The sequence below is a fragment of the Pedobacter sp. V48 genome, from assembly GCF_000523515.1.
Taxonomy (GTDB): Bacteria; Bacteroidota; Bacteroidia; order Sphingobacteriales; family Sphingobacteriaceae; genus Pedobacter.
In genome coordinates, this window is sequence record NZ_AWRU01000013.1 from 177,488 (window position 1) to 203,776 (window position 26,289).

General features: G+C 39.3%; 24 protein-coding genes and 2 pseudogenes. 12 read left to right on the plus strand and 14 right to left on the minus strand.

Going from position 1 to position 26,289, the window contains the following annotated elements; translation table 11 throughout:
* Positions 1 to 6: 6 nt before the first annotated feature.
* The 4 genes and pseudogenes from N824_RS13050 to N824_RS13065 all read right to left on the minus strand — a co-directional run bounded on the left by N824_RS13050 (position 7) and on the right by N824_RS13065 (position 4,786).
* The gene (locus N824_RS13050; RefSeq protein WP_161662312.1) at positions 7 to 1,632 is read right to left on the minus strand and encodes a glycoside hydrolase family 43 protein; all 1,626 of its coding nucleotides are present in this window, start codon (positions 1,630 to 1,632) and stop codon (positions 7 to 9) included.
* 64 nt (positions 1,633 to 1,696) lie between these two features.
* Positions 1,697 to 2,320 carry a carbonic anhydrase family protein gene (locus tag N824_RS13055; RefSeq protein WP_048905581.1) on the minus strand — a complete coding sequence of 208 codons (624 nt, stop codon included), beginning with the start codon at positions 2,318 to 2,320 and terminating at the stop codon, positions 1,697 to 1,699.
* 65 nt (positions 2,321 to 2,385) lie between these two features.
* Positions 2,386 to 3,840: pseudogene (locus N824_RS13060) on the minus strand (outer membrane beta-barrel family protein).
* A 334-nt stretch (positions 3,841 to 4,174) separates the two neighbouring features.
* A complete protein-coding gene (locus tag N824_RS13065; RefSeq protein WP_048905582.1) occupies positions 4,175 to 4,786 on the minus strand; it encodes a carboxypeptidase-like regulatory domain-containing protein in 612 nt (203 codons plus the stop codon).
* A 109-nt stretch (positions 4,787 to 4,895) separates the two neighbouring features.
* Here N824_RS13065 and N824_RS13070 point away from each other — a divergent pair, with 109 nt between their 5' ends.
* Together N824_RS13070 and N824_RS13075 are read left to right on the plus strand one after the other, a co-directional pair.
* On the plus strand, positions 4,896 to 6,569 hold the full coding sequence (locus tag N824_RS13070) for a histidine kinase (RefSeq protein WP_200869876.1): 1,674 nt from the start codon (positions 4,896 to 4,898) through the stop codon (positions 6,567 to 6,569).
* The gene (locus N824_RS13075) at positions 6,566 to 7,267 is read left to right on the plus strand and encodes a LytTR family DNA-binding domain-containing protein (protein ID WP_200869877.1); all 702 of its coding nucleotides are present in this window, start codon (positions 6,566 to 6,568) and stop codon (positions 7,265 to 7,267) included. Before N824_RS13070 ends, N824_RS13075 begins: the two co-directional genes overlap by 4 nt.
* 69 nt (positions 7,268 to 7,336) lie before the next feature.
* Here N824_RS13075 and N824_RS13080 read toward each other — a convergent pair whose 3' ends face one another.
* Both N824_RS13080 and N824_RS13085 read right to left on the minus strand, forming a co-directional pair.
* Entirely contained in the window at positions 7,337 to 8,497 is a 1,161-nt protein-coding gene (locus N824_RS13080) for a DUF418 domain-containing protein (protein ID WP_048905584.1), read from the minus strand.
* A gap of 13 nt (positions 8,498 to 8,510) precedes the next feature.
* Complete coding sequence (locus N824_RS13085) at positions 8,511 to 8,954, minus strand: DinB family protein (protein WP_048905585.1); 444 nt, start codon at positions 8,952 to 8,954, stop codon at positions 8,511 to 8,513.
* A gap of 185 nt (positions 8,955 to 9,139) precedes the next feature.
* Here N824_RS13085 and N824_RS13090 point away from each other — a divergent pair, with 185 nt between their 5' ends.
* The 3 genes and pseudogenes from N824_RS13090 to N824_RS13095 all read left to right on the plus strand — a co-directional run bounded on the left by N824_RS13090 (position 9,140) and on the right by N824_RS13095 (position 10,962).
* Positions 9,140 to 10,111 carry an aldo/keto reductase gene (locus N824_RS13090; protein WP_048905586.1) on the plus strand — a complete coding sequence of 324 codons (972 nt, stop codon included), beginning with the start codon at positions 9,140 to 9,142 and terminating at the stop codon, positions 10,109 to 10,111.
* A 44-nt stretch (positions 10,112 to 10,155) separates the two neighbouring features.
* Complete coding sequence (locus N824_RS34245) at positions 10,156 to 10,383, plus strand: hypothetical protein (RefSeq protein WP_235207111.1); 228 nt, start codon at positions 10,156 to 10,158, stop codon at positions 10,381 to 10,383.
* Positions 10,384 to 10,419: 36 nt separating this feature from the next.
* Positions 10,420 to 10,962 (plus strand): annotated as a pseudogene (locus N824_RS13095) (helix-turn-helix domain-containing protein).
* A gap of 32 nt (positions 10,963 to 10,994) precedes the next feature.
* Here the strand turns inward: N824_RS13095 and N824_RS13100 are convergent.
* Entirely contained in the window at positions 10,995 to 11,828 is an 834-nt protein-coding gene (locus tag N824_RS13100; protein ID WP_048905587.1) for a hypothetical protein, read from the minus strand.
* Positions 11,829 to 11,948: 120 nt separating this feature from the next.
* Between N824_RS13100 and N824_RS13105 the strand changes: the two genes are divergently transcribed.
* Positions 11,949 to 12,734, plus strand: coding sequence for a hypothetical protein (locus N824_RS13105; RefSeq protein ID WP_048905588.1), 786 nt, complete (start codon positions 11,949 to 11,951; stop codon positions 12,732 to 12,734).
* A 96-nt stretch (positions 12,735 to 12,830) separates the two neighbouring features.
* Here the strand turns inward: N824_RS13105 and N824_RS13110 are convergent, their stop codons facing one another.
* The 3 genes from N824_RS13110 to N824_RS34250 all read right to left on the minus strand — a co-directional run bounded on the left by N824_RS13110 (position 12,831) and on the right by N824_RS34250 (position 14,764).
* A complete protein-coding gene (locus N824_RS13110; protein WP_048905589.1) occupies positions 12,831 to 13,208 on the minus strand; it encodes a hypothetical protein in 378 nt (125 codons plus the stop codon).
* 556 nt (positions 13,209 to 13,764) lie between these two features.
* On the minus strand, positions 13,765 to 14,238 hold the full coding sequence (locus tag N824_RS13115; RefSeq protein ID WP_048905590.1) for a hypothetical protein: 474 nt from the start codon (positions 14,236 to 14,238) through the stop codon (positions 13,765 to 13,767).
* A gap of 148 nt (positions 14,239 to 14,386) precedes the next feature.
* Entirely contained in the window at positions 14,387 to 14,764 is a 378-nt protein-coding gene (locus N824_RS34250; RefSeq protein WP_235207112.1) for a LuxR C-terminal-related transcriptional regulator, read from the minus strand.
* A gap of 1,693 nt (positions 14,765 to 16,457) precedes the next feature.
* Here N824_RS34250 and N824_RS13125 point away from each other — a divergent pair.
* The gene (locus N824_RS13125) at positions 16,458 to 16,790 is read left to right on the plus strand and encodes a DUF4870 domain-containing protein (RefSeq protein WP_048905591.1); all 333 of its coding nucleotides are present in this window, start codon (positions 16,458 to 16,460) and stop codon (positions 16,788 to 16,790) included.
* 16 nt (positions 16,791 to 16,806) lie between these two features.
* Here N824_RS13125 and N824_RS13130 read toward each other — a convergent pair whose 3' ends face one another.
* Complete coding sequence (locus N824_RS13130; RefSeq protein ID WP_048905592.1) at positions 16,807 to 17,823, minus strand: LLM class flavin-dependent oxidoreductase; 1,017 nt, start codon at positions 17,821 to 17,823, stop codon at positions 16,807 to 16,809.
* Positions 17,824 to 18,174: 351 nt separating this feature from the next.
* Between N824_RS13130 and N824_RS13135 the strand changes: the two genes are divergently transcribed.
* From N824_RS13135 to N824_RS13150, 4 genes are all read left to right on the plus strand, one after another.
* Complete coding sequence (locus tag N824_RS13135) at positions 18,175 to 19,074, plus strand: DMT family transporter (RefSeq protein WP_048905593.1); 900 nt, start codon at positions 18,175 to 18,177, stop codon at positions 19,072 to 19,074.
* A gap of 128 nt (positions 19,075 to 19,202) precedes the next feature.
* A complete protein-coding gene (locus N824_RS13140; protein ID WP_048905594.1) occupies positions 19,203 to 20,003 on the plus strand; it encodes an AraC family transcriptional regulator in 801 nt (266 codons plus the stop codon).
* A 72-nt stretch (positions 20,004 to 20,075) separates the two neighbouring features.
* Positions 20,076 to 21,854, plus strand: coding sequence for a DUF885 family protein (locus N824_RS13145; protein WP_048905595.1), 1,779 nt, complete (start codon positions 20,076 to 20,078; stop codon positions 21,852 to 21,854).
* A gap of 135 nt (positions 21,855 to 21,989) precedes the next feature.
* The gene (locus N824_RS13150) at positions 21,990 to 22,244 is read left to right on the plus strand and encodes a hypothetical protein (RefSeq protein WP_048905596.1); all 255 of its coding nucleotides are present in this window, start codon (positions 21,990 to 21,992) and stop codon (positions 22,242 to 22,244) included.
* Between the two features lie 50 nt (positions 22,245 to 22,294).
* Here N824_RS13150 and N824_RS13155 read toward each other — a convergent pair whose 3' ends face one another.
* Together N824_RS13155 and N824_RS13160 are read right to left on the minus strand one after the other, a co-directional pair.
* Entirely contained in the window at positions 22,295 to 22,663 is a 369-nt protein-coding gene (locus N824_RS13155) for a hypothetical protein (RefSeq protein ID WP_048905597.1), read from the minus strand.
* Positions 22,664 to 25,378, minus strand: a complete 2,715-nt coding sequence (locus N824_RS13160) for an outer membrane beta-barrel protein (protein WP_084498307.1) — start codon at positions 25,376 to 25,378, stop codon at positions 22,664 to 22,666.
* Positions 25,379 to 25,713: 335 nt separating this feature from the next.
* Here N824_RS13160 and N824_RS13165 point away from each other — a divergent pair, with 335 nt between their 5' ends.
* The gene (locus N824_RS13165) at positions 25,714 to 25,974 is read left to right on the plus strand and encodes a hypothetical protein (protein ID WP_152542249.1); all 261 of its coding nucleotides are present in this window, start codon (positions 25,714 to 25,716) and stop codon (positions 25,972 to 25,974) included.
* A gap of 39 nt (positions 25,975 to 26,013) precedes the next feature.
* Here N824_RS13165 and N824_RS13170 read toward each other — a convergent pair whose 3' ends face one another.
* The gene (locus tag N824_RS13170; protein ID WP_152542251.1) at positions 26,014 to 26,244 is read right to left on the minus strand and encodes a hypothetical protein; all 231 of its coding nucleotides are present in this window, start codon (positions 26,242 to 26,244) and stop codon (positions 26,014 to 26,016) included.
* Positions 26,245 to 26,289 lie beyond the last annotated feature (45 nt).

Genomic DNA, 26,289 nt, shown 5'->3' on the forward strand with positions numbered 1-26,289 from the left:
TACCCTTTAATTATTTTTCAATTCAAAAGAATTGAAAATCGCTTTCTGACCTGAACCTTTAGCTACAATACCAGCCCTATACCCCATTCCCCATGGTGCATATTTTGAGGCATCGAATGTTACAGTATGGAAATTCACCCATTCTGATTGGGCCCTTTTATAAAAGAAACCAATTTGTTTTCCTCCTTCGCTGATCTGCATTTTCAATTCAATCAGGCCCTGAGATCGCTCTTTGACTTGTTTGAGTATAAGGTATTTTCCTTCAAGATTATTATATACTGTTATGCCATCCTCGGCAGCTGTTATTCCAATTCCACCTAATTCACCCGGCCATTTACTTTTGAAAATGGCTCCAGCGAAACAAACCCCACCTTGTGCCTCGCTAAGGACCACTTCCGCGCTAATGCTGAAATTCACGGTTTTAATATACTGACCTAAAAATGTTCCCAACTCGTGATTCTCGCTTGTAGATGCCAGATTAAGCCCATTATTGAAGGTCATATCAGGCTTTGGCAATTTCGATGGCCATTGCCAGGCTAGGTTCAGTTTCTTGTCTTTTTTAAAATCGTCATAAAAATCCAGTTCTACTTTTGGTCTGTTTGGAATGGTTGCATTGTGAAGAACCGGCCAGCCATCAGGCCCCATTTTTAATTCCTCAAGTATGCCTTCCCTGCCTACAAATACATCATAGTTTTTATTGAATGCATGGTAAAGCATAAAGAATCGGTTGTCTGCAGATTCTACCACCGTGCCGTGACCAGGACAGTTCCAGCGGTCATTGCTAACCATTACAGGGTTCTTATCATACTTCTCCCATTTTCCTGCTGCCAGATCTTTTGTACGGGCAATTCCGGTTTTATAGTTACACTTGGCATCACAACACCCTCCTACCGCGTATAAACTATAAATGTATTCACCCATTCTAAAGAAACAAGCACCCTCTACCAGAGCGGTTTCCCAAGGTTGACTGTTTGTATATACTTTTCTTTTCTCACCCAGCAATTTGGTGCGGCTTTCATTTATTTCCTGCACCCATATCCAGCTTTCCTTCCCGCAACCATTTCCGTCATTTTTCCAGAAGGCATAAATTTTCCCCTTGTCTTGAAATTCGAAAGCATCAATTGCCCCGCAGTCATCTTCTATAATTACAGGACCATTGTCTGTGAATTTGCCCGTTTCGATTTTATTGGCATCTATCCAGGCTACGCCGCACTGCAAGCCCGGATTTCCTTTGACTTTCCTGTTATGCGCAGTATAATAGGCATAAACTCTATTCTGTTCTGCATCATAAGCTAGTTCTGAAGCCCAGAAATTATTTTCTCCCCACTGATCCTTCATATCTTTAAACCCTTCCGGGAAAACATGATTGACCAATACCCAGTTCTTCAGATCTACCGATTTATATATGGTAAAATAAGGCGCCCATTCATTTGTAGTTGATGTAGCATAGTAAACCTTGCCTATTCTTATAATTGAAGGATCCGGATTGTCTCCAGGTAAGGCAGGGTTTATCAATTGAACATTGGCAGGAGCAATACTTTTATCTGCATCTTTTCTGTTAACTCCACATGATAGCAATCCACACATGAGAACAGCACATATTATTGCATTCTTAATATACCTTATATCCATAAAACGAGCATTTATCATTTCACAAATCTATATTTTTTTTTCATTTTTAGCCCAAGTTTGTCGTTCACGGATAGAAGGTTACTATTCCCGTGGTGATATCATGAAGACCCCCGATGATTCCGATTTGGCCTCCTTCTACCATTTCTTTGAGAATGGGGCTGCGCTCCAATATTGATTTAACAGACCTATTAACATTTATAGCGGCTACCTTCTCAACAAATTCGCTGTTGTTTGAATTGCGGTTCTCTTTTATTGTCAGCTCATCATCCACAGCGGGCCTGATTTTCGATAGCAAAGAAGTGAGGTTGCCCATCTCGATATGATCGCAGGCGCCTTTAATTGCTCCGCACCTGGTGTGGCCCAGAACAACGATAATTTTTGCGCCGGCCAGCCTGCAGCCAAATTCCATGCTTCCTAAAATGTCCTCGTTGAGAATGTTACCGGCGATCCGGATACTGAAAATATCACCCAAACCCTGGTCAAAAATTAATTCCGCAGATGTGCGACTGTCTATACAACTTAAAATTATCGCGAAGGGATGTTGACCATCCGAGGTTTCATTCGCTTGCTGTAAAAGATTTCGGTTGATTTTCAGGTTGTTAACAAATCGTTTATTTCCCTCTGCCAATAAATTTAGTGCCATTATTGGTGTTATAGCTTCTTGATCTTCTTTGGTTAACGTTTTCATGCCTGACAATTTTTTTTAAGCTGCAATCTATGAAAAAGTCAAAAAAAATGAGTCCTTATGATATTTTAGTTTCTATTTCCGCTTTTTGCCTGTCTAATCGATTGGCTATCTTTAAGATTAAAACGATAAACCACAGTTAAGCGATAACGTGAAGCATTGGGGTTACTTAGTTGATTATAAATGTAATTATCGCCAGTGGTTAAAGTTTTAGTTTTACGTGTATTGAGTACGTTAGTTCCATCTAAAGTAATTGTCATTTTATCTTTCAGTACATTTCTGCTTAGGCCGAAATCCAGATAATGAACAGACCAGGTATGGCTTTGTGCATTGGTTGTTGCACCTGTGTAATTGTAGCGCAACTGTAAATTCATCATCGTTGATATTTTTGCTTGAGTACTAAACCTTCCTGTTAGGGCATTTCCTTTAAAATTAAAATCCTGACCCAGATAAAATCCTTTTTGCTCGAACCCATAACCATTTAATTCGGCATTCAACTGTAACCATTTCAAGGGATTATAAAGTAATGAAAGTTCAAGCCCGTGTCTGATCTCACGTTCAATATTAACTGGAATGGTATAGAATACATCTGTGTTCCGATAGGTGTACATTTGGATAATATCAGAGTTATTCTGGTAGTAGATAGAAGGATTAAAGGTTAAATCTCCCCAATGCTTCAATAAACCAAGTTCCAGTACATCCGCATACGAAGGGTTTAGAGCAGGATTGCCAATGAATTGAGCATTAAGATCTGTAAGTTCATTAAATGGATACAACATCCATAAAGAAGGGCGATTAATTCTTTTGCTATAGCTAAACTGCGTCGTTGTTACTTCGTTGAACTGATAGCTCAGGTTAAGTGTCGGAAATATGCGGATGTATTTTTTTTTATTTTGGTAGTCCCCTAGCCGATCTTCAATACTAATTTCGGTAAGCTCTGACCGCAAGCCCAACATATAAGAAAACTTCTTGCCTTTATTGCTGAATTGAGCATAGCCACTGCCAATCAATTCATTGTACTGAAGTTTATTGTTAATGTTTTTGTAGGTAACCCATTGATCTCCTTGTTGTTGTTCCGCATTAAAATCACTGGTTACTTTTCGGTTCTCAAGTTTTAGGCCCAGTTCAAGTATCGATTTTTCGGTTAGTGGTTGTTCTAAATCTGTTTGAAGCAAGAAATCCTTGCTACCACCGACCGAACTGGTTCTTATACCCGGCAAAGCTTCAGGATGTGGAACATGTTTCTCTGTAGCCAAAGCCCATGTTTTGTTGCTATTCCAAAAATCATATTGCATATCAATAGTATATTTTTTTTGTGCATTTTCGAATGTGCGTGTGTAGTTAAATTCCAACTGATTGTAATCTCTTTTCTCTCGGGATTCACCATTTCTGGTTAGGTTGCTATCCASACWATASMNTGNCTRYRKYSNTAMTYTAAMMASGYKWYSWMANNTRATMTTKSRTMKCRWTWKTAWAKTWKKYYKSWGNCATTKTNNAWTGTGYGKRTNTARTWARATWSNCARCKSMYWGWWAKMTSWWYTNTRCYMTSRKYAYGNCGSTYKTCAKMYTRYGWYKGWKTTWASARMMGYARYYRWWNCRTYWTCGAWRAYGMWYWGMTWASWKCKGWARARMSCGTCGTAATCTGACAAGCGCGTACCCAGAGTAGAGAACAGATTAATTTTATCAGACTTATAATTCAAACTGGGATTTATCCGGTTATCATTTGGAAGCCCCCCTACCACCTTTAGCTGGCCATTAAGCCCACCGATTTTATTCTTTTTAAGTATGATGTTGATAATTCCGGCAGATCCTCCGGCATCGTAACGGGAAGAAGGATTGGAAATAACCTCAATCTTATCAATTAGACCGGCAGGGATTTGATCKWSYGANATTGCTTTGTGTTAATCCCGAACGGCGACCATTAATTAATACCATCACATTGCTATTGCCTCGTAAACTTACTGCGCCTTCAGGATTTACTGCTACAGATGGTACGCTGTTTAATATATCGTTAACCGAACCACTTTGAGATAAGATGTCTTTTCCAACCTCAAAGACCTTTTTACCCAGTTTTAAAGTAATCATACTTTTTTCTACAGTCACTGAAACTTCTTTTAAAACAGTTGCATCTTGTATAAGGCTAATATTTCCAATATCCAGTTTATAGGCTGAAGGATTTAGCACAACGTTTCGACTTAAGGTCTTATAGCCTATTAGGTTAAATTCCACTATGACATTTTCTTCCGGCAATCCTTCTAAAAGAAATTCTCCTTTCTCATTGCTAATGCTGCTTAAAATAAGTTTTCCAAGGGCATTTTTAACCTGAATAGTTACATAAGGCAGTGCGAGTTTTGCTTGGTCAGTTAATTTACCATTTACCGATCCCTTTGATGGCAGTTGATTGTTTTGTTGTGCATTAGTCGTAATGCTTACAACACAAGTAATGATAATGATGAGCAGTTTTTTCATGAGGCAAGATTAAGATTGCAGCAATTCAAAACCACAATAAAACATGCCAACAGCTCTATATCCTTCTGAAATACATTTTTCTGTCTTATATTCAGTTTAACTTTACATCATGGTTAAATTTCGCTTCTTATTCATACTACCTCTCTTTCTGTCATCCTGTAAACAGGATATTCATTATGAATATACAGAGGCCGTCTTTAAAAGCGGTGACGATTTGAGCTGGGGAGAAAAGAACTATGATGCCAATAGCTGGGATAAGGAACGGAATCCAAAGACTAGCGTTTTTTGGTCAAGAGTTAACGTACGCATAACAGACCGAGATATTAAAGATAGTATTCCTGTTGGTTTAGGGGTTCACAGTTTTGGTTCCTTCGATGTTTACTGGGATGGTGTATTCGTTGGTAAAAACGGTGAGTTTGCAAAAGATAGAGCCTATGAGGTTCCAGGTACCGAGTTGAGCGATTTTTTGCTACCTGATTCTCTGGCTAGATCCGGTTTACATACATTGGCCTTAAGAACTTCGCAACATTTTAGCACGGAGGAATTAAGAGGAGTCGATGTTAAGCTACAATATTATAAAGCGATGATTCAGCGACCCCTGATGGCCACTTCATATATAAATCTAATGGCAGGCGCATTCCTTGTAGCTGCCTTCTATTATTTCTTTCTGTACATTAACAGCAGTCGTAAAGAGCTTGATGTTCTAATTTTTGGAATCATTTGTCTGCTTTTCTTTGCGCTGCTGGGGGTCGAACATGTGAAGTTTTATATTACCATTCCTTACAACTACTTTTACACACGGTTGGAAATAGTTGGCTGGCTTACATTTGCCATTTCTCTTCTTGTCCCTTTCTATTTTACAATTCAGTTTTACTTTAAAAAGAAGTTCTGGCTTTTAGGTCTACAATTACTGGTGCTGATCTGGATTTACATCGATAATTTCAGACATTACGACTGGACAGCCATGTTGTTTAGTTACACCATGTGGTTTTTCTCGCTCATTATCGTAGTAAATGCGTTATTTAGAAAGGTAAAGGGTGCTTGGGTAGTATTTGTTGGCTTACTGATGAGTGCAGTAGCGAGTGCATTTATCGTCTATGATTTTTTTCTTTTCATATGTTATACCCTTATTGTATTGTCTATGCTTTATTTGCACACCATAAGGGCTAAACTACTGGAGAAAGAACACCAGTCTTCTTTATTACTTTCTTCGAGATTAAAATTGGAATTGCTGAAGAAAAATATTCAGCCGCATTTTATAAAAAATACGCTGACTTCCATGATCGATTGGATAGAGGAATCGCCCAAAGACGGTGTTGTTTTTATTCAGGCACTGGCAAAAGAGTTTGATATTTTAAATCAAATTGGTGAAGACACTTTAATTCCGGTCGCCAAAGAAATAGCACTTTGTAAAGCACATCTGAAGGTTATGCAGTTTAGAAAGGAAATTACTTATGTGTGGGAACAATCAGGTATCGATGAACAAGATTTGATTCCCCCGGCAATTATCCATACCATTTTGGAGAATGGCATTACCCATAGTATGCCGAGCGCTGATAAGATAATTATTTTTAAACTGAGCTTTGAAAAACAAGGGGCCAACAAGCAATATAAGGTGCTTACCATTGCCCGGAACAGAAAAAAGGGAATTGATAGAAAAACAGGAACCGGTTTTCAATACATTGCTGCAAGGTTAACTGAAAGCTACGGTGATCAATGGACTTTTGAATCGCAGGCCGTACCAGAAGGCTGGCTTACATGTATAAAAATACATATTAGATGATGAATATACTTCTCGTTGAAGATGAGGCAAGGATTGCCAAAAGGGTAGCGCGGATGAGTCGGGAATTCTTTGGATCAACGATTCAAAATCTTGTGGTTTGTGAATCCGTTAATGGTGGTATTAAATATTTGAGTCAACATACACCTGATCTGTTGTTGCTGGATCTGAATTTAAATGGTGAGGATGGTTTCGATTTGCTTAAAAGTGTTACCGCCAGGGCTTTTCATACGATCATTATATCGGCTTATACAGAAAAAGCGATTACAGCTTTTGCCTACGGAGTGTTGGATTTTGTTCCTAAACCCTTTGATCAGGAACGCCTCCACCTTGCATTCAGACGTCTATCTACTTCGGGGCCAAAATCCGAAGGTAAACTTGAATACCTGGCTGTTAAAAAGGCCGGTTCCATTGTATTGATTGATATTAAAGAAGTTCGGTACATCAAAGGCGCTGGTATTTATACCGAATTGCATTTACTTAGCGGAAAGAAAGTACTTCATGATAAATCGCTCGAAAAATTGGAACAGTTGCTTCCAGATTCCTTTGAGCGCATTCATAAATCTTACATTGTAGCGATTAATCAAGCGAAAGAAATCATTGTAAATTCCGGCAGTAAATATCTGCTTGAACTTAAAAATGGCGAAATATTACCTATTGGGAGGTCAAGATATAAAGAATTAAAACACAAGATTATTTAATACCATTAGACACCACTTTATCTTCTAATTAAAATCTCATGACATCTTTATCAAAATGAAAATTGGATATTATTTTTTTAATGGTAAACGTTTTCTGTAGCTTAATTGGCGCCAGATCCACTCTATTGGTCCATAATTATAGCGGGATAACCACCAATAGCTAAAATAAACCTGTAAGGTATAAATACCTATTGCAAGTACCAGATAAAACCAGATTGGTTGAGTGTTCCAAATACCTAATCCAAAACCAGAGAAGATGAGCATTCCGATCAGATTTTGCATCATATAATTGGTTAAGGTCATTCTCCCCATCACCGCTAAACTTGCAAAAAAGCGTTTGCATTTATCAGCAATGTACAACCAGCATATTGTGCAGCAAATACATATCATTGTACTTAAAATTAGCCAGTATTGCATGTTATAATACTTTTTAGTTGTCCATTTTAACTCTTTAGCAATCAGGAAAAAAGCCGTGAGCAGCAAGGTAATTCCCAATGAAATCCAGAATGTTCGTATGATGTATTTTCTCTTAAATTTAAGATCAGCAAGGAAATTAATTCTGTATAACGTAAATCCCCATAAAAAACAACAGAACATCACTACATGAACAGTATACAGATAGGGCTTACTGATCATCAAGGCAAGATAGGTGCCTTTAAGCCCAAACCACAGCACATCCGCTAAATTATTGCTTTTATACAGGTAAAATAATGAGCCGAACTCTTTTGAACCCGCATCATTCAATGAGCTGACATAAGAATGAAGCGCCGGAATGGATAACAACAAAATTATGCTTACGATAAAAGTGGTTTTGGCTGAACTTCGATAAAAGAGCAACAGTAGCAGTCCTAAAATAGCATAATCTTTCAGGATATCACCAAAGAAGATGGCACTATTAATTAACGCTAATAACAAAAGCCAGAACATCCGCCCTGCAAAAAAGCCATATGGATTGTCCCCTTTCTTGCTAACATTGTTCATTAAAACAGCAAAACCATAGCCAAATAAGAGACTGAGCATCGTCCATGATTTAGCTGCGAAAACGGTCTTCGCAACATACATTAATATGCTCGTTAAAGTATCGGGCTTAAAGGTTTCAAAATTTTTGTCAAGTGTAAAAAAATCGTAATAGTTCATTAAAACTACCCCAAAAAGTGCCCAACCTCGTAGTATATCTACTATTAGCGTGCGTTTATTGAGTTGCAAAGGCTGAGTGGATAGATCGTTCATGAGGATGTCATTATCATTGTAACCTCACAAATTGTATATAATCCGTATTAACAGGGTTAATGTTGTGCAACTTCATTTCTTTAGCTATTTGCGCACGGTGATAGGTGCCATGATTAAAAACGTGCATCAAAATATCATTAACGGATGTTTCAAAATAGCCAGCTGTTGAGGTTGTGTATTTTATAATCGGGGAATCTGTCGCTTCCAGGTATTCTATTTTTGACAAAGCATTTGAACTTTCTTCGAGTAGCATGCTGCATGTTTCAAGATTGTTTACCTGCCAAACAGCAATATTTGGTGCAGTGCCACTAATTCTGCAAACCCATATCTTTTGCGCATTTACGATGTGACTGAACAATATGATACATGATTCCGGAAGTGAACGAGAATTTGTTTTTAAGGCATCTAGCAAAAGTGAATTTGCCCAATTGTTGTATTTGCAGAATTGCTTTAACATATAAGCGGTGGTTTTATTTATGAATTTAAGATTTTTATGGGGATTTTTATTTGATACTTATTTACCTAAATGAAATTGTACTGCTGATAAGTTGAGCCTTACAGACAAGTAAATTGAGCCATATAGGAAATAGCAGGTGAATAAAAGTGATGATCTTTGATTCGTTAACACGTAAATTATCAGCTATGGAACAGATCACAAAAATAACCCTCGGCAAAAATGGTCCGCTGGTGTCTAAACTCGGATTAGGTTGCATGCGCATGTCCTCGGTTTGGGGAGGCCCGGTAAATGATGAGAAGGAAAGTATCGCTACCATTCAGGAAGCATTAGATAAAGGTATCAATTTCTTAAATACAGGAGACTTTTATGGCAGCGGACACAACGAGCTGCTGATCGGAAAGGCGATCAAAAACAGAAGGAACGATGCGTTCATCAGTGTTAAGTTTGGTGCGATCTTTTACAATGGTCAGTGGCTCGGTCTGGACCTGCGTCCAATAGCCATCAAGAATTTTATCAATTATTCTTTGGTCCGTTTGGGGATCGATACTATTGATCTTTATCAGCCATGCAGAATTGACGCCAGTGTACCAATTGAAGACATCATAGGAACTGTCGCTGACCTGATCAAAGAAGGAAAGGTACGCCATCTTGGCGTTTCTGAAATTACCCCAGTGCAACTACGGAAGGCGAATAGCATATACCCTGTAACTGCATTGGAAATCGGGTATTCACTAGCCGATCGCCAGATAGAAAGCGACCTGCTTCCAACAGCCAAGGAACTGGGTATTGGTGTAGTTGCGTTTGCCAGTACCGCTGAAGGCTTGCTTACCGGGGAGATGACCGCACCGCTTCCAGCTAATGACCACCACAATCACTTCACACGTTTTCAAGGAGAGAACCTCATTAAAAATCTGGAAAAAGTTGAGGTATTAAGACAAATCGCAAAAGAAAAAGGGTACACCCCGACACAACTGGCGATTGCTTGGGTCAACAATCAGGGAGAACATATTATGCCATTGGTAAGCATGAGCCGCAGATCAAGACTACCGGAGAATATGCAAGCAATGGAGATCATTTTCAGTCCGGAAGAGATTAACGCCCTTAACACACAGTTTTCGCCTGGGGCGATCCTGGGTGGCACCTATTTGCAACGATAATGGCCGGGGCTACAAAGCCCCGCCTATTTTAATATCTTTACATCATGACCAATCCAACTGAAATAATTCCTGGAGTGATCTTTTATTCCTATTTCTCGGCTCAGAGAAAAGAGAAAGTAGGATTTTTTGAGCACAGTACATTAGTGTTACAGGTTTCGGGGCAGTTTACCCTGGAGACCGCCAGCCAGAAGGTTTCCATGAAAGGCGGCCAGATGCTGCTGATACGGAAAAATCAGTTGGGAGAAATTACTAAAACACCGCTGGAAGGTTAGGATTATCAAACGATTATCATTTGCCTAAAGGAAGATTTGCTCCGGCAGGTTGCCCTGGAGAAGCAAATAGATACCGGGCACAAATATACTGGTCCGTCCAACGTTCTTATTCCGGAAAATGATTTCCTACATGGCTTTTTTCAATCCATAATACCCTATGTACGTCATTCGGAAGAAAAGATCACCAGGGATATGGGAATGCTCAAGGTCAGAGAAGCAGTTCAGTTGCTACTGCATACACTTCCTGAACTCAAGGATTTTCTATTCGATTTCTCAGAGCCGTATAAGATGGATCTGGAAAAATTCATGCTTAGCAACTTTCATTTCAATGTTCCCGTTGAAAAATTTGCACAATTAACAGGAAGAAGCCTTGCCGGCTTCAAGCGTGATTTTCAAAAGGCATTCAATATGTCGCCCCGACACTGGCTACAGGAAAAACGGTTGATGGAGGCCCGGCATCTTATTGAGAATAAGCAAAGGAAACCATCTTCGATCTACCTTGAACTTGGATTTGAAAGCCTTTCTCATTTCTCTCAKTYCTKWAMRNAAGARMKTYGNGYAAGGCACCTACCGAGGTAAACAGTACTTTCTAAGTATTAGAATTTACAGACTTAACGTTTTAGCTTCAACAGATAGATATCTGCCTCCAATTGATCGCTATCATTATCTTCACACAAAAGGAATGATAGTTCGTTCTCCGAGTCATACCGTAAAGTAAGTCCCTCAAATTTATGCCGGTCCGAGATTTCTTCGGTGAATACCACTTCCATTGTTTTGATGTCAATGCAGCCTATCATGCTTCCTGAAATTTCACCATCATTATAGGTAGAATTCGTATTTTCCGCTGTCGCCAAAAAGTAAAGTTTATTCCCCACATTAATGGCATCGGTAAAACCAGCGCGGATTCCTTTAATTACAGGGAGCTTTAATTCCGAAAATGTGATCTTAGCATTCCCCCCTAAATCCCTTCCATAAACAGTAAAAACAATATTTCGTCTGGAGTTTCCATTGCCCCGATTAAAGAAATACCAAGCATCTCCTGTGTAAACTACCCCTTCTATATTGAAATTTTCCACGTTTAATCCAGCTAATACCTGCATACTTTTGTATAATGCAGATAAATCAAGAACGGAAGTCGTTTCTTTAGTAGCTGAATTTAGCTGAATCATTTTTGTTCGGTTTGCTGTAGATCCTGATCCAAAAAGATAAAATGAATCTCCGTAAGAGGTTAACGCCTCAAAATCCGGTTTGATTTCTTTTTTTATATTTTCAGCCGGGTATTCGCTTAGCACATGACGCTTTAATGAGGATGATTTGAGCTCATATTCATAGAAATATGAACTATTGTCTCCAATGACATAAAGCGAATTATCCTTTAAAAATAAACCAGATGCAGAACCTATTCCAATAATATGAAATAACAATTCAATTGTAAACCTATTCATTTATCGTTATTCAAGATAGCTAATTTAGCTGACTAAATATGGCGTCATTCAGTTAGCACAATAATTATTTTAATTACGCTAAATTATCCTTAAATTAGGTAATGATGACAAGAACCTATCATGTCAAAAATAAATTACAATCCGGCGCTCAGGGCGCAGTATCAATATCTTTTTGATACCTGCATTATTAAGTCAGAGAAATATGTCACTGTAGATGCAGTGGTAAATAAGATTCTGGCCGGTAAGAGCCGTTATGATACAGTGGGACTCCCATTAAATATACCATGGTATTTCATTGGCATTGTACATTATATGGAAGGCAACTGTAATTTTAAAACCCATCTTCATAACGGTGATCCGTTAACAGCCAAAACTGTTCATGTTCCAGCCGGCAGGCCTGTTGGTGGAACCGCGCCTTATACATGGGAATTTAGTGCGCAAGATGCCCTTAAACTTAAAAAGCTGGAGCAATGGCCTGATTGGGATATTCCCGGCATCCTTTATAAGCTGGAACAATACAACGGGTTTGGCTACAGAAATTTAATGCAGCCTATTCCTAGTCCCTATCTGTGGAGCTTCAGCAATCACTATAATAAAGGAAAATATGTATCAGATGGACACTATGATCCTAATGCGGTGTCTGCCCAATGCGGTGCGGCAGTCATTTTAAGACGCTTCACTGAGAAACAGTTAATTGATGGTGGTATTGACAGGATCCGTCTAACCAGGCAATTAGGGCAAGAAGTAAGTTTTTCGCCGTTAAAATATGCTGCCAAAGCAGAGCAGTTACAACGCTGGCTGGTGAAATTAGGTGCTATTATAAAAATTGATGGTAAAGCAGGCCGTTTCACGAGTGACGCTTACAAAAATGTAACTGGTGAGTATCTTTCAGGAGATCCAAGATGATTGCCAAAGTCTATAAATATTGACGACGTATCTTTAAAGGGACAGTGCTGAAATACCAGACTGTCCCTCAATAGTGATTCGAGATTGGCTATACTGCTAGTTAACGATAACGCTAATGCTATAATCAATTACAACATTCTCAAAATAAGCCAAAGTGCTGCCATATTTAGAGGCCGAGCCGCAATAGAAGTTATAATTGTAGGTATGATAAGGTGTATCATAAGGAGCGGCAACCTCTACCCTTACATTATAAGTTCCCTGAGGTACATATAAACTCGCGTAACTATGCGGGCTGGCCGTTACAGAGCTATAATAGCCCGAAGAATTGCTAACGGTTACCGTTGCATTGTAATAAGTGCCATTTCCAAAGGACACGGTAACGTCAGAGAATGGTACTTTGGCTGTCTTGCTGGTCCATGAGCCACATAAAATAATGGTGCAAAAAATCAGGGATAATTGAATTGCTTTTTTCATAATGGTTTAAAATTTAAGGGTTAATGATTATTATAGAAGATCTTTTATAAAAATTAAGGCCATTGTGGAAAGTTCATCGACACGCTTTACCAGCAGTTGTCAGGCTTTATTTTTTAATGCTTTTTAGCCCAATGTTGAGTTTCCGGAATTCATATCTTTGTTCTTGATGATCGGTTATAGTTCGTTTCGGTGTTACAAGTTAATTTTTATTGATGTATAATCCTTGTAACATGTTGCCTGATTATGACTATATTGTATCATCTAAATCCTCCATTTACAATTAAAGGATTGTTCGGTTATGGCTTTTTATGAGCAGGCCCAACACTCAGATATCACGGCAGCTAAACTCAAGCTTAACTGGAGCACAGACCTGTTATACTCCTGTAAAGTAACTGTTGATATAATACCGTGACCGAACCATTTGTATCCCCTGATGATAGGACAGCAAGCATCCCGGTTAATTTTATAGCTGGTAGTGAATTACCTGGACGGGCGGGACACACAGAGTAGTATCCCGCCGCTTACCCCAGGCACCGAGCGCTACACAATATCTTATTTATTTTTTCTGTTCGGTATAAATTGCAACTCCATCAATAATGAGCGCTCTAACATACAGAGACATCTGGATGTACGAAGTCCTGTCACTAGCCATAAAGCTCTCAGCAACATTACCGCTTGTGCCCCCCTTAAAAGCTATTGTTCTGGTTGGCTTTCCAATCTCTGTGGCTTCCATACTTATCGATCCATCAGCCTCTTTAATTTCCCCGGCTATCCATTTTAAAAGAAATGGATCCATATCCTGCTTAAAATCGATACTAACAGCACAAGTACCTGGATCTTTGGCTAAACCGGTCTCCTGTGATTTTGTGAAGGAATACACTACATTATTCAACAGATAGGTCTGAGAGGTTTTGGTTTCAGGATCGGTCAGTTTTAATTTGATCACCCTTTCTGCTTGTTGGCCAAAGGCGTTAAGGTTAAAGGCCAGGCATACCAGCATTAATAATCCGCATACTTTTATGTTTTTCATTGGTAGATATTTACTTACTACAAAAATATTTCTCTATCTACCCTGAACCAAGAATTTGGAGACTACATACAGACTACTACATCCAATAGTTGCGTCTACAATACAACTACAAAAACTAATGCATCCATTAATACAAGTGTTCCATCTATTATTCCTGAGAACGGATAAAATTGTCGAGATTATCTTCTTTATCAAGGCCAAACTTTTGCTTGATTCGGTAACGTGCCATACGGATACTTTTGGGCTCGATCCCAAGTCTTATAGCCACCTCTTTATTTGATAAACCCATCAGGATATAAGCACAATATTTCAAATCAAGGCGGGTAAGTGCTTGATTTGCTTTCTTTTGAAGCCTATCAAAGAAAATCGGATTACTTTCAAAAAAATCAGTTTTGAGCTCCTCGAAATCTTTGTCTATCCTTTTCTGCTGATGTATAATTCGCTTAATCTGTTCATCGAGTGTAAGGTGGCTATCAGTGCTTACCTTTCCCGACAGTAATTCCAGCAATTCATTTTTTTGTTCCATCTGTAGGTTACCTGCCAATACCTCTYTNTSCRAWCGTTNCCTGACGTTCCTTAAGTAAAACCTGTTCTGTCTGGAGTTGCATGGCTTCTGTTTCCTTCAGCTGCGCCCGTAATTCTGCAGCTCCTTTTTCTTTGTCGATGAGTTCCTGTTTTCTGACTGACGCTTTCAGTTTATAATTGTATGACCTCAATAAAAAGAGCAATGCTGTTATGCCCGTTAATGCCAACAGGATATAAAAAATATTCCGCTTTTTGGTAAAGACAGCTTCTTGCTGTAAGTATGCAATTTTCTGTTCCTTTTTTTCAGATTGATATTGTGCTTCCACTCTTTGGATGCTATTGATCTTCTCTTCATCAAAAGCCTCCTTATTGAACTTAATATATTCTTTTAAATATTTCAGTGCCGCTTCCTGATCTCCTCTCTTTTCAGCGATATGAGAAAGACCCAGGAACATTCTGGCCTTGGTTAGTGGCATTTTTATGACACTACCTGCTACTGCGCTCAACCCTGTTAGCAACATCTTTTCGGCTTCATTATAATTTCCATCGCGTAAGGCGTACTCGCTTTTTAGGCCATAGCAGTTTACCAGAACTTCCTGCAAGTTGGTGTTGGTTGCAATTCGAATTGCGATATCAGTATATTTCTCAGCACTGTCTCTATAGGTATTCGGGAAATACTGGAAATAACTGTTGGCCGTATTTAATGCAATGGCTGCAGTATTGCTACGGATGAGCAGTCTGCCGCTTTGCTTTTCAGCCGTCAAGAGTGATTTCTTATAAATGTTTAATGCCGAATCTAATAAACTTCGTTTACTCGTGTCCTGCTTAAACCGATCAAAGTAAGTTTGGCCAATGGTAAAATATGCTGTGTTTAATGCATCTACCTGTTTACTTTTCAGTGCAGTTTCATAACATAGATCAGCATATTTTCTTTGTTTGGCCGGGTCATTTCCATATCCATAAAAGCTCGCCAGGTAGTGATATACGGTACTTTCATATTCATAGGCCTCCTGCCCTTTAAAAAAATCAAGTGCTCTCAGGAATTTTATTATCGCTTTATCATTTTCATCATTTATAAGATCTAACCAGCCATTTCTAAGCGATACAAAACCTAAGGTTTTTGGATCTTTGGTCTTTCCGGCATAATAAAGGGCGCTATCGCGACTTTCATAGGCGTGTTTCAGGTCTTTTTTCCATACGTAAAGATGGATCAATGTAGCAAAAGCCATGGCTTTACCCCTACCGTCTTTCATTCTAGCACCTATTTGAAGGGCTTCATTAGCCATTTTGAATGATAGCGGAAGGTCTTTTTCGAAATTAGCCTTTGCCAGTCTACATAGCGTATTTACACGCTCCGCTTCGGAAAGGCTACTTTGTGCCAATAAGCGATTCAGCGAATCGGTATAAATTTTTTGTGCCGTTGTATCTTTCAGAAAAATAAGACAGAAAACTGTGGTTATCAGTAATGGTTTCAGTGGTAGCTGCATATTCAAAAATATAAAAAAGAAATTCTCCTGTAAAACCGGAAATAAGGCTAAATAACTGAATTAAAATCTTTTAAACGTTTTATGTAGTTGCATTGTAGACGCTGCTAATGAAGGTAGTAGTCAGAGTGTAGTCCTCGAATTCTTGGTTCAGGGTATACTGGGGGCTAATTTTGTATCAAAAGTATCTATCAATTAATTTATATATCCATGAAAACTAAAACAATGGCCATTGTAGCCTACTTCACCATCATTGGATGGATCGTTTCTTATCTGGAGTTTAAAAAAACTACTGAAAAGAGTAAACTGGTTAACTATCATTTAGGGCAAGCCCTCGGAGTGATGATCACCTCTATTGTACTGAGTATCATTTGCAGTATTATCCTGGCGGTGATTCCCGCTTTAGGAACTATTTTTTATCTAATTATGCTGGTTCCATTAATCCTTCTGTTATTTGGTGCCATAGCAGCCTCCAACGAAGTTGAAAAACCTGTACCCCTGATCGGAAAAGTATTTGAGGGAAAATTCAATTTCGCTTCGTAGAAGAAGCGAAATTGAATTATTTATTCAAAAATGGTTTAACTTTTTCGCCAATTAATGCTATGGATCTCAATAGCTGGTCATGGCTCAGCCCTGCATTATCCATCTGAAAAGTAAACCTGTCAACGCCCCCTAAGGATTCACTATGTCTCAGCAGTTTCTCCGCAACCTGCTCAGGAGCACCCAATACCAACACTCCTTTTGGGCCAGTCAAATGATCAAACTGTGTTTTGGTTACCGGAGGCCATCCACGCTCCCTGCCAAGCTTGGTCCACAGTTCTGCATATCCGGGATAATAATCTGCAATGGCCTGCTCATTACTCGCAGCAACATAGCCTGGAGAGTGCAAGCCCACTTTTAACTCCTCGGCGGCGAAGCCTGCGCGGTGTCCCGCCTCACGGTACAAGTCGATCAAAGGGCGAAAGCGTTCGGTTTCACCGCCAATTATTGCTACCATAAGTGGTAAGCCTAATGAACCCGCTCGCGCAAAGGATTCGGGCGTACCACCTACGCCTAACCAAACTGGCAATTTATCTTGAAAAGCGCGTGGATATACCGGCTGGTTCTCCAATGCAGGCCTGAACCTGCCCGACCAGCTCACAAATTCCTGATCCCTAATACGCAAAAGGAGATCTAGTTTCTCTGCAAACAGCGCATCATAATCGTTGAGGTCAAATCCAAACAGCGGATAGGCATCTATTGCCGAGCCGCGACCAACAACAAGCTCTGCCCTGCCTTTGGAGATCAGATCCAGTGTTGCGAAATTTTGATAGACACGCACAGGGTCGGAAGTGCTTAACACGGTAACCGCACTGGTAAGTCGAATCCGTTTGGTCCTTGCTGCAGCTGCAGATAGAATCACTGCCGGAGCAGAATCTAAAAACTCCTTTTTGTGATGTTCGCCAATACCAAAAACGTCCAGTCCGACCTCATCAGCCATGGATATCCTGTCCAATAACTGTTCCATCGCCGCTACGCTGCTTAATGTTTTGCTACCGTACATTGCCGAAGCAAAACTGTCTATTCCTATTTCCATATTATTAGCTAGTTCTAATTCACCCAAATTTACGTCTCTAAACACTAAGTGATATTAACCTATGATAAGAAAACTCATTTTCCATATCTGTTATGGCTCCCAAAACAGATATGTCCTCTCATCGTTAAACAGCGCATCAACTAACCCGGAAATTCCAAATATTTTTGACTAGTTTTGTTTAAAGTTATCGACATGAACAGAAAGAGTTGTCTTCCTCCTCCTAGGCCTTAATAATTAACCTGCACTACAAACCCATGCTTTGCTGATCAGTAAGCTTAAGCCTAGGTTACACATTTAGTTTATTTATTAATTCTTAGTTCCTGTTTTTAAGAACAGGCAGACAATTCCTTTATGAAAAAATCATATTTAGTATTACACTTTGCTGTACTACTTGCGGGCTTCACCGGCATATTCGGTAAACTCATTTCTCTTAACGAAGGACTTCTGGTTTGGTACAGGGTATTTTTCTCTTCGATTATCCTCTTACTAGTTCTAAAAATGTTTAAAGTAAAGGTCAGCATAACCTCCAAACAGAAGTTTGATATTGCAAAAATCGGGGTTTTTATCACCATACACTGGATATTTTTTTATGCGAGTATCAAGTACGCCAATATCTCCATAGGTGTAGTCTGTTACTGTCTGACCAGTTTTTTTACTGCAATTTTCAGTCCGTTGATTAACCGACAGAAATTCAACCTCACCGAACTTTTATTAAGTTTGCTCACACTTGCTGGCATTGCCCTGATCTTCCATTTCGATTCTTCCTATCAGCTAGGAATAGGACTAGGTGTCTTATCCTCAGCTTTCGCTGCAATATACACCATTTACAACGAGCGGCTGGTCAGAAAATACGACAGCAGGATCATCAACTATTACCAGATGATTGGAGGTACAATTGCTTTAGGTATATCGCTTCCTTTTTATCTGCATTATTTTCCAGCACCATCCCTCCTTCCGAGTTTGAAGGATACCGCGTACTTGTTGTTACTCGCTTCCTTTTGCACGGTTGGACTTTATGTGCTTTTTGCTGAATCATTAAAACGGATCTCTGCATTTACAGTAAACTTAAGTTTTAACCTTGAGCCTATATATGCCATCATACTTGCCTTTCTGTTCTTTAACGAAAGCAAAGAACTAAATGTTTCCTTTTATGTAGGTCTGCTATTTGTGATGGCTTCAGTCATCTTACAGACTATATTTTCACTTAAGCGGTCACCCGGAATTGATGGTACTAAAGGTACTCTAGTGTAGCTCCTACAGATTCTGGATTGAATTAGCCAGGGATTTTCGGTACTTCCAGTTCCTCGCCGTATTGGAGCAAAAATATGCCTTTTAAAATAGTATTAACTCTCCTATCTTTAGTCTTTGTGAAATGAACTATGAGTGATGCAATACCGTATTTGAAGGGTTGTTTTTTTGGATCTAAAATAAAAGAATCTGTTTTTGGTAGTGTAACTACCAGTGAAACTGTATTTTCTGCGGGTTTGTCTTCTGACTGGCACTATCATGCCAACCCCCATTTTTCACACATTCTTTCGGGTGGAAGTACCGAGATCAGAGCTTCTGATGCCCAGTTACAAGAAGGAGGTAAAGGACTTTATTACTACCCGGGGATACCACATCAGAATATATATTACCGTCCAGATACCAGAATATTTAATGTAGAACTTGACTACTCCTTTTTTGAAAAACATCAGCTAGAAGTTCCCGGAGAATCTTTAATGTTTGATTCCAGCATTCCACTTAATACAGGCGGCCTTATCCGAATACTCAGAGAACATAGGCTTAATGATATTAATAGTGGAATCTCTATTGATCAGCTGTGTATCAACTTGATACGTTCGAATTCCAAGCTAGATGAGGATCATCCCGACTGGACCAATATAATAAGGGATATTCTGAATGATAACTGGAATGGTCCTTTATCACTGGTGGAACTCAGTAATTTGGTTGGACTTCACCCGGTAACGGTATCACGTTATTTCACAAAATACTTTGGTTGTACCTTTGGGGAGTACCTTCGTCGAATTAAGGTTGAACGTGCTGTTCTTCTTCTCAGAAACGGTAAAATCCCGTTAACTGAGATTGCTTATCACTGCGGTTTTTTTGACCAGGCGCACTTTACCAAAACATTTAGAGGTATTACTGGGTTCCTTCCTAAGCATTACCGAAATATCTGACAGTAGTAACGCTAAATTCATACAATTTTCTCATTCAAGCCTGTTTTACCTTTGGAGAATAATTCTTGTATTATGAAATTGGTTATACAAAACAGGATGCTATTTGCATCGATGTTAGTCTTTTGTTTAAATCACACTTCCGCTCAAGTTAATAATAAAAAGCTAAGGAAGCTGTTCGAACGGTATCATCAGGAAAATCTAAGGTTTCATCCTTTAGACGCTACATTTTCCGGCAGCCATTTATATGACGACCAGCTTGAGAATGATGGTTCTGCTAATTACATAGCAGCTACAGCATCCTTTAATCAGAAATACCTTCGTTTGCTAAGTGATTTCAACAGATCGAAACTAAATACAGCTGACCGCATCTCCTATGATGTAATGAAGGAGTTACTAGAAGTTGACGTAGAGAAAAGAAAGCTCCATCTTCACTATATACCTATCAATCAGTTTTCTTCTGTTCCACTTCTATTTGGTCAGCTTGGTTCGGGTAATTCTGCTCAGCCATTTAAAACTGTGCAGGATTATGAAAACTGGATTAAAAGGATTGGAGATTTTAGAACATGGACCGATACTGCTATTGCAAACATGAAAAAAGGAGCGCTGATAGGTATGGTCTTGCCAAAAACATTGGTTTTAAAAATGATTCCACAGATGGAGGAACTCGCTCTTAATGACCCTGAAAAAAATATTTTCTTTTCGCCTTTAAAAAATATACCCAACACATTTTCCCCATCTGAAGAACAACATGTAGTTAAAGCATTGAAACACGCAATAGCATCTGAATTGCTCCCGGCATATGATAGGATGGCCGGTTATCTCAAAAATGATTATATGCAACATGCAAGTGATGTATCCGGTTTATCTGGAATTCCGGGAGGGCTGGATATATACAATTGGTATATCCGTTTCTATACCACCACCAGGAAAACCCCGGAAGAAATTTACCAAACTGGATTGGCAGAAGTCAATAGAATTCAGGAAAAGATGACACTAATCATGACTCAGGTCGGCTTTAATGGCTCATTGGGTGCATTTTATGAATATTTGAAAAAGGATCCGAAATTTATGCCCTTTAAGTCACCTGAAGAGGTGTTGTCAGCTTATAGAAATATTTACGAGAAAGTAAAACCGAATCTTCCTAAACTTTTTAGCGTTTATCCGAAAAATCGATTTGAGATCAAAAGAGTTGAGTCTTTCAGGGAAGCCTCACAAAACGGACCATCTTATACTTTAGGCTCCATTGACGGTTCTCGTCCGGGTACTTTTTATGTCCCTGTTCCTGATGCCACAAAGATTAATGTTACGAATCTGGGGCTCGAAGCTACTTTTATTCATGAAGCCATACCTGGTCATCACTTCCAGATATCCTTACAGCAGGAAAACACTGCTCTCCCCTCTTTCAGAAGGCAAATCAGTTTCAGCGCGTTTACTGAAGGCTGGGCTTTATATATCGAATCCTTAGGTAAACAACTGGGATGTTATACGGACCCTTATCAGGAAATGGGCGCTTTAAATAATGAAATTCTCAGGGCCATCAGATTGGTGGTTGATGTGGGAATTCATACCGGAAAGATGAGCCGGGAACAAGCCATTGCTTATATGTTATCTAATCAGTCCATTAGTCAGCAAGATGCAGTGAATGCAGCAGAGCGGTATATGGCCCTGCCCGGGCAAGCACTCTCTTATAAAACAGGAGAACTGGAGATTCAAAGGATAAAAGAAAAACTCAAAGTCAAATTAGGAAAGCGGTTTAATATCATTCGTTTCCATGACGCATTGCTTAGTCAGGGAGATATGCCGCTAACGGTTTTGGATAGGTACATGGAAGATTGGGCATCTGGGCAGTAACCTTTCCAAATCAAAAAATGGTTAGTAGTTTAGCTTGACAAAAACATAATTGCTAAATTTGGTCCGGTTTAGATATTACTGAGATTTACGAAATCAGGGTATTCGATGACGTCAAACTAATAAGAGATATAATAAATGGAAAACGATTTTGTTTCAATTTGGCTGGAAGAAACTGGAAATCCGGCAATCGAGGAATTAACCAGGGCGAACCGAAAAGTTGCTGATGAAACAGCGAACTTTTTATTAGAGAAAGGGCTTAATTCAGGCGATCTTTCAACTATACTAGATATCAACCACGACGAAATTGCCAGATGGCTAAGTGGCAAGCATGCTTTCAGTATAAAAAGCCTAAAAGATATGACAGACACACTGGCAGGTCACCAGGTGTAATAATAAACTGCTCGTTTGTTAATTTCACATGGTATTTGCACAATTACGCATTATTGAAGTGTGGCTGATACTATAAAAAAGATAAAAGATCCGGCCCATATTGCCCAGCAGATTGTCCGGTTTGCTTGGTTATTGAGCCGATGATTTTTAAATTCCTGAAATATAAGTTCACTCTTGCCCTTATTCATTAAATACAGCTGAAGAATAATCAGGATGATGATATTTAAGCCCAGTACGAGTGGCTTGGTCCAGGATCCCATTGACCAAAATCCAGGATCAGCTAATAACCAGAGACTCAATATCAGCCAACATATACTGAGTTCTACCAGGAGCACACTTCTGAAATCACCAACCCAGCTTTCAGGCTTGTTACGGTAGTGGTAAAGGAATGTAAAGTAATAGAATCTTAGCAGTTTCATTTAATTCTTCATTTTAAGGATATTGAATCGATATTGATAATTTAACATAACATACCTTCTTAGAATAAGCTGTTCGTTAGTAATCAGGGCATTCAAATATCCATACCTGTTTACAGAAATATTTTGGTTCAGCAGATCATAGACAGATAGTTTCAACTGCCCGCGATCTTTTTGATGTGTCAGTAACGACAGCGCTAAGTTAACAATATGCGAGCTTCTTGAAAAACCCTGAGCAATTTGAGGGTTATACATGAACGAATATTTTGCATCAATGACAATCCGCTTAGGAAGCCTGAACGAACCTGAACTGCCCAGGTTATGGGAATAGTTTAACACAGTTTTGAAATCCTGATTTATGTAATCGACCAATGACCTTCGATACATGTAGTAGAAATTTATCATGACAACTGATTTATAATTGAGACTGAAATCCTGGTTTACTCCAAATGAACGGACGCGCTGTCTGGTTTCATCATCATTTAAAAAAACGATTCGGCTATTGTAACTACCAGATAAGCCTGTTCGCATACCTATCTGCCATTGTTGTGATTTCTTAAATTGCTTGCCGATTGAACCACCGCCATCCATCCACTGCCCACCGTCTTTGTTTACCGTGGTCGTAGTCGTAAAACCTTTATCGTCTATCACAGCCTTTTGCACAAAATTATTGCCTGAGAACATCGAACTGGCATATCCACTGATACTTAGCATCCGAGATGTGATGTATTTATAGTAGTTTGCCCTCAAATTCCGTTGTCTGCTGGGCATTAATTGCGGATTTCCTATGAACGTTGACTGTGCGGATATTTCCCTGGAAAGTGGCTGCATATTGTAAAGGGATGGAAAATCAACCCATTCGCCATAACTCATTGAAAGCCCACTGTAATCTATAGAAAATGATGGAAAGAGGACAGTAGAACGCTGTCTGATGTCATTAGCAGAAGTATTGAACTTGTTATTGACATCCTGAATTTCCAAGTCGAGTGCCACTCTTAGCCTCAGATGAGTATTAATCTGATAATTGAGCAGGGGCTTAATGTTTTGAAAGAAGCCTGTCCGCTCAAAATCGTTGCTTTGTTCTGGCCTGAACTGATCGTAATTCCCTGATGTACTATTCATATCAAAGGTATAAAGGGGCTCTGCCCAATAATAATATCTGCTGTTGGTGAATAACTCAGCAGTTAGTTTTTTACTTAACGGAAGATTGTACAGAATGGATAAGCCTGTCCATCTGGTCTTGCTGCTGTTTGTAATGTGTCGGTCGAACAACGAAGATTCAAGCTCTGAAGAAAAAGATGTGAGCTGGTTATAATTATAGGCCTCGGTGCCACCGGCATTTAAATTTAACAGATTATTAATAGTCAGTGATCTACCCTTCTTAAATCTCTTGTAATAGGTTAGGTTGTGCGAAAAATTATTACTGCTCTTCCTGCTTCGGTTGCGTCCGTCAGTTTCGCTCAACGTCGGAATTTGAGTGTTGGATTGTTTCAAAAAACTGGAATACCCATATCGTTCAGGAGAAAAGGTCATCGCCGGACGATACCGTATACTTTCAGTCGTATCTGGGTCCCATTCCATTAGCCCACCCAATGAATGGGTAGTGGCATTGAGCCTGGCTTGATCGGTTCTAAGTGAGGTAATGATTGTGTTGGTAAGAGACTGTTCATTTAAGTTTTTTGTTTCATTGTTGGTGATCGTGTTCCCATAAAAGTAGGCAATATTGAGTTTCAGCTTTTTACCATAGTCATTATTGATATTGATACCACCCGATCTAACGTTAACCAGCCCACCAGACTGTCGTCCTCCAAAGTTACCATAATCTACCTGATCACTACCTGATCTGTTAAATCCGCCCATGCTCTGAAGGTCGTTCTGACTAAACCCAGTACTGTTTAAATTATTCGCTGCTCCCATTAAACTAAATTGTAGCGTATCCCGAAAACTGCTCACAATACCGCTCGCTTCATATCGTTCTCTTGAACCGATTCCACCCATAAACTTACCAATGGTGCTTTTTTTAACTACACTTTTTAGTTTCAGGTTAATCACATTTTGTAAGTTGATCTCATTTATCTTACGATCCGGATCGTTTTCTCTGTCCAGATACACCTGAATCTTATCAATCATTTCGGCGTCTAGATTTCTTAATGCAATGAGCTGGTTGGTACCGAAGAATTCCTTGCCATCGATCAGTATTCTGCTAGTTCCTTTTCCGTTAACTAATACCTCCCCGTTCTCATTTACCTGAACACCAGGCAGCAGTCTCAAGAGTTCTTCAACTAAAGCATTTGGCCGTGTTTTGAATGCTTCGACGTTGAACTCTATTGTATCCTTTTTCATTACTACCGGTGATCGCTCTCCTGTTATCACAATTTCCCCAAGGCTTTTGCCCGCCAATTTAAGCATTCCGAGGTCGAGTAAGCCTGGCTTTAAATTGATAACTTGCCTGTATGAATCATACCCCACATATGAAATGATTAGTTTTAATGACCTTGTTGCTGGCAAGCGTGACAGTTGAAAGGATCCGTCATCTTTGGTTACAGTATACGACACGAGTGAGGTATCCCGCGCATTCACTACGGCTACAGTAGAAAGGCCAAGCGGGGATTTGGTGGTTGAGTCTATAATGGTCCCCTTTATCGAAGCATTGTTTTGGGCATTGGACACTAATGTTGTGCAAAAACACAGGAGCAACAGCAATAAGATATTCTTCATGAGAGTGTTATACAGATATCCGATTAATCGTTTTAAAAACTAATTCAAGATAGTTTTTTTAAGCGGTTTTACACATTTTTTGTAACCACTGGTATAATACTCAGTTTAGCTACTATTTGCGGGAAATACGCATATTTGGCTTTGAAATCTCCGTATTTCCCGTATTGGCTGCTATTTGTTGAACATTTATCTTCGTTAAAGAGGGGAAAATCAATTTAAACAAAGATTATATAATATAATGGTAGAAAGATATGGAGCACAATGCCGGAGCGATCGTTGAATTGGCAATTCGGCGACAAGAGATTAGCATCACTGAGCTATCCAGACGTTTACACGTGAACAGGCGCACCTTGTACAACTGGTTCACCAAGAATGATCTCCATCCAGATTTGATCTTACAAATCGGCAGGATGATAAACTATGATTTTTATCCACACTTCGAAAGTGGATTCTTCGGGTTTGGTCCTGAGCAAGAGTTAAGCCCACAGGCACGAAACACGCAGCAAATGCCCGAAGATCGGGCGTTTTACTGGATGGGTAAGTATATTAATTTACTAGAGGAGTATAAAGGTCTGTTACGAAAAGACAGCTTTTAAAAAAACGAATCCTTTACCGCTGTAGATCAGTGAAATTTGTTATAATCTATACCGAAGTTTGATGTTTCTGCCTATCGCTTTAAGTAGTTCAGGGTGATCATTTACTGTCGCATCAACAACCTCCCAATCGCCTTTTAAATTGCAAACAAGCTGGTACTCCATATCTTTCAGGTTAATCCGGATTGTACTGGTTTCTCTTGTTATTCCCTTCGTTAAAACAATATAGGTATAGTCTTTTTCATCAAAAGTGATGCGCATTTGTAGATTCATAATGCAAATATAGCGACGGAAACGTGCTTTTATTGTACTATCCCG

Coding starts and splice junctions, on each gene's coding strand:
- N824_RS34245 (WP_235207111.1), top strand. CDS start 10,156: ATGACCAATCCAACTGAAATAATTCCTGGAGTGATCTTTTATTCCTAT.
- N824_RS13155 (WP_048905597.1), bottom strand. CDS start 22,663: ATGAAACTGCTAAGATTCTATTACTTTACATTCCTTTACCACTACCGT.
- N824_RS13125 (WP_048905591.1), top strand. CDS start 16,458: ATGAAAACTAAAACAATGGCCATTGTAGCCTACTTCACCATCATTGGA.
- N824_RS13145 (WP_048905595.1), top strand. CDS start 20,076: ATGAAATTGGTTATACAAAACAGGATGCTATTTGCATCGATGTTAGTC.
- N824_RS13070 (WP_200869876.1), top strand. CDS start 4,896: ATGGTTAAATTTCGCTTCTTATTCATACTACCTCTCTTTCTGTCATCC.
- N824_RS13050 (WP_161662312.1), bottom strand. CDS start 1,632: ATGGATATAAGGTATATTAAGAATGCAATAATATGTGCTGTTCTCATG.
- N824_RS13115 (WP_048905590.1), bottom strand. CDS start 14,238: ATGAAAAACATAAAAGTATGCGGATTATTAATGCTGGTATGCCTGGCC.
- N824_RS13055 (WP_048905581.1), bottom strand. CDS start 2,320: ATGAAAACGTTAACCAAAGAAGATCAAGAAGCTATAACACCAATAATG.
- N824_RS13135 (WP_048905593.1), top strand. CDS start 18,175: ATGAAAAAATCATATTTAGTATTACACTTTGCTGTACTACTTGCGGGC.
- N824_RS13110 (WP_048905589.1), bottom strand. CDS start 13,208: ATGAAAAAAGCAATTCAATTATCCCTGATTTTTTGCACCATTATTTTA.
- N824_RS13075 (WP_200869877.1), top strand. CDS start 6,566: ATGATGAATATACTTCTCGTTGAAGATGAGGCAAGGATTGCCAAAAGG.
- N824_RS13160 (WP_084498307.1), bottom strand. CDS start 25,378: ATGAAGAATATCTTATTGCTGTTGCTCCTGTGTTTTTGCACAACATTA.
- N824_RS13150 (WP_048905596.1), top strand. CDS start 21,990: ATGGAAAACGATTTTGTTTCAATTTGGCTGGAAGAAACTGGAAATCCG.
- N824_RS13090 (WP_048905586.1), top strand. CDS start 9,140: ATGGAACAGATCACAAAAATAACCCTCGGCAAAAATGGTCCGCTGGTG.
- N824_RS13080 (WP_048905584.1), bottom strand. CDS start 8,497: ATGAACGATCTATCCACTCAGCCTTTGCAACTCAATAAACGCACGCTA.
- N824_RS34250 (WP_235207112.1), bottom strand. CDS start 14,764: ATGGAACAAAAAAATGAATTGCTGGAATTACTGTCGGGAAAGGTAAGC.
- N824_RS13140 (WP_048905594.1), top strand. CDS start 19,203: ATGAGTGATGCAATACCGTATTTGAAGGGTTGTTTTTTTGGATCTAAA.
- N824_RS13130 (WP_048905592.1), bottom strand. CDS start 17,823: ATGGAAATAGGAATAGACAGTTTTGCTTCGGCAATGTACGGTAGCAAA.
- N824_RS13170 (WP_152542251.1), bottom strand. CDS start 26,244: ATGAATCTACAAATGCGCATCACTTTTGATGAAAAAGACTATACCTAT.
- N824_RS13105 (WP_048905588.1), top strand. CDS start 11,949: ATGTCAAAAATAAATTACAATCCGGCGCTCAGGGCGCAGTATCAATAT.
- N824_RS13100 (WP_048905587.1), bottom strand. CDS start 11,828: ATGAATAGGTTTACAATTGAATTGTTATTTCATATTATTGGAATAGGT.
- N824_RS13085 (WP_048905585.1), bottom strand. CDS start 8,954: ATGTTAAAGCAATTCTGCAAATACAACAATTGGGCAAATTCACTTTTG.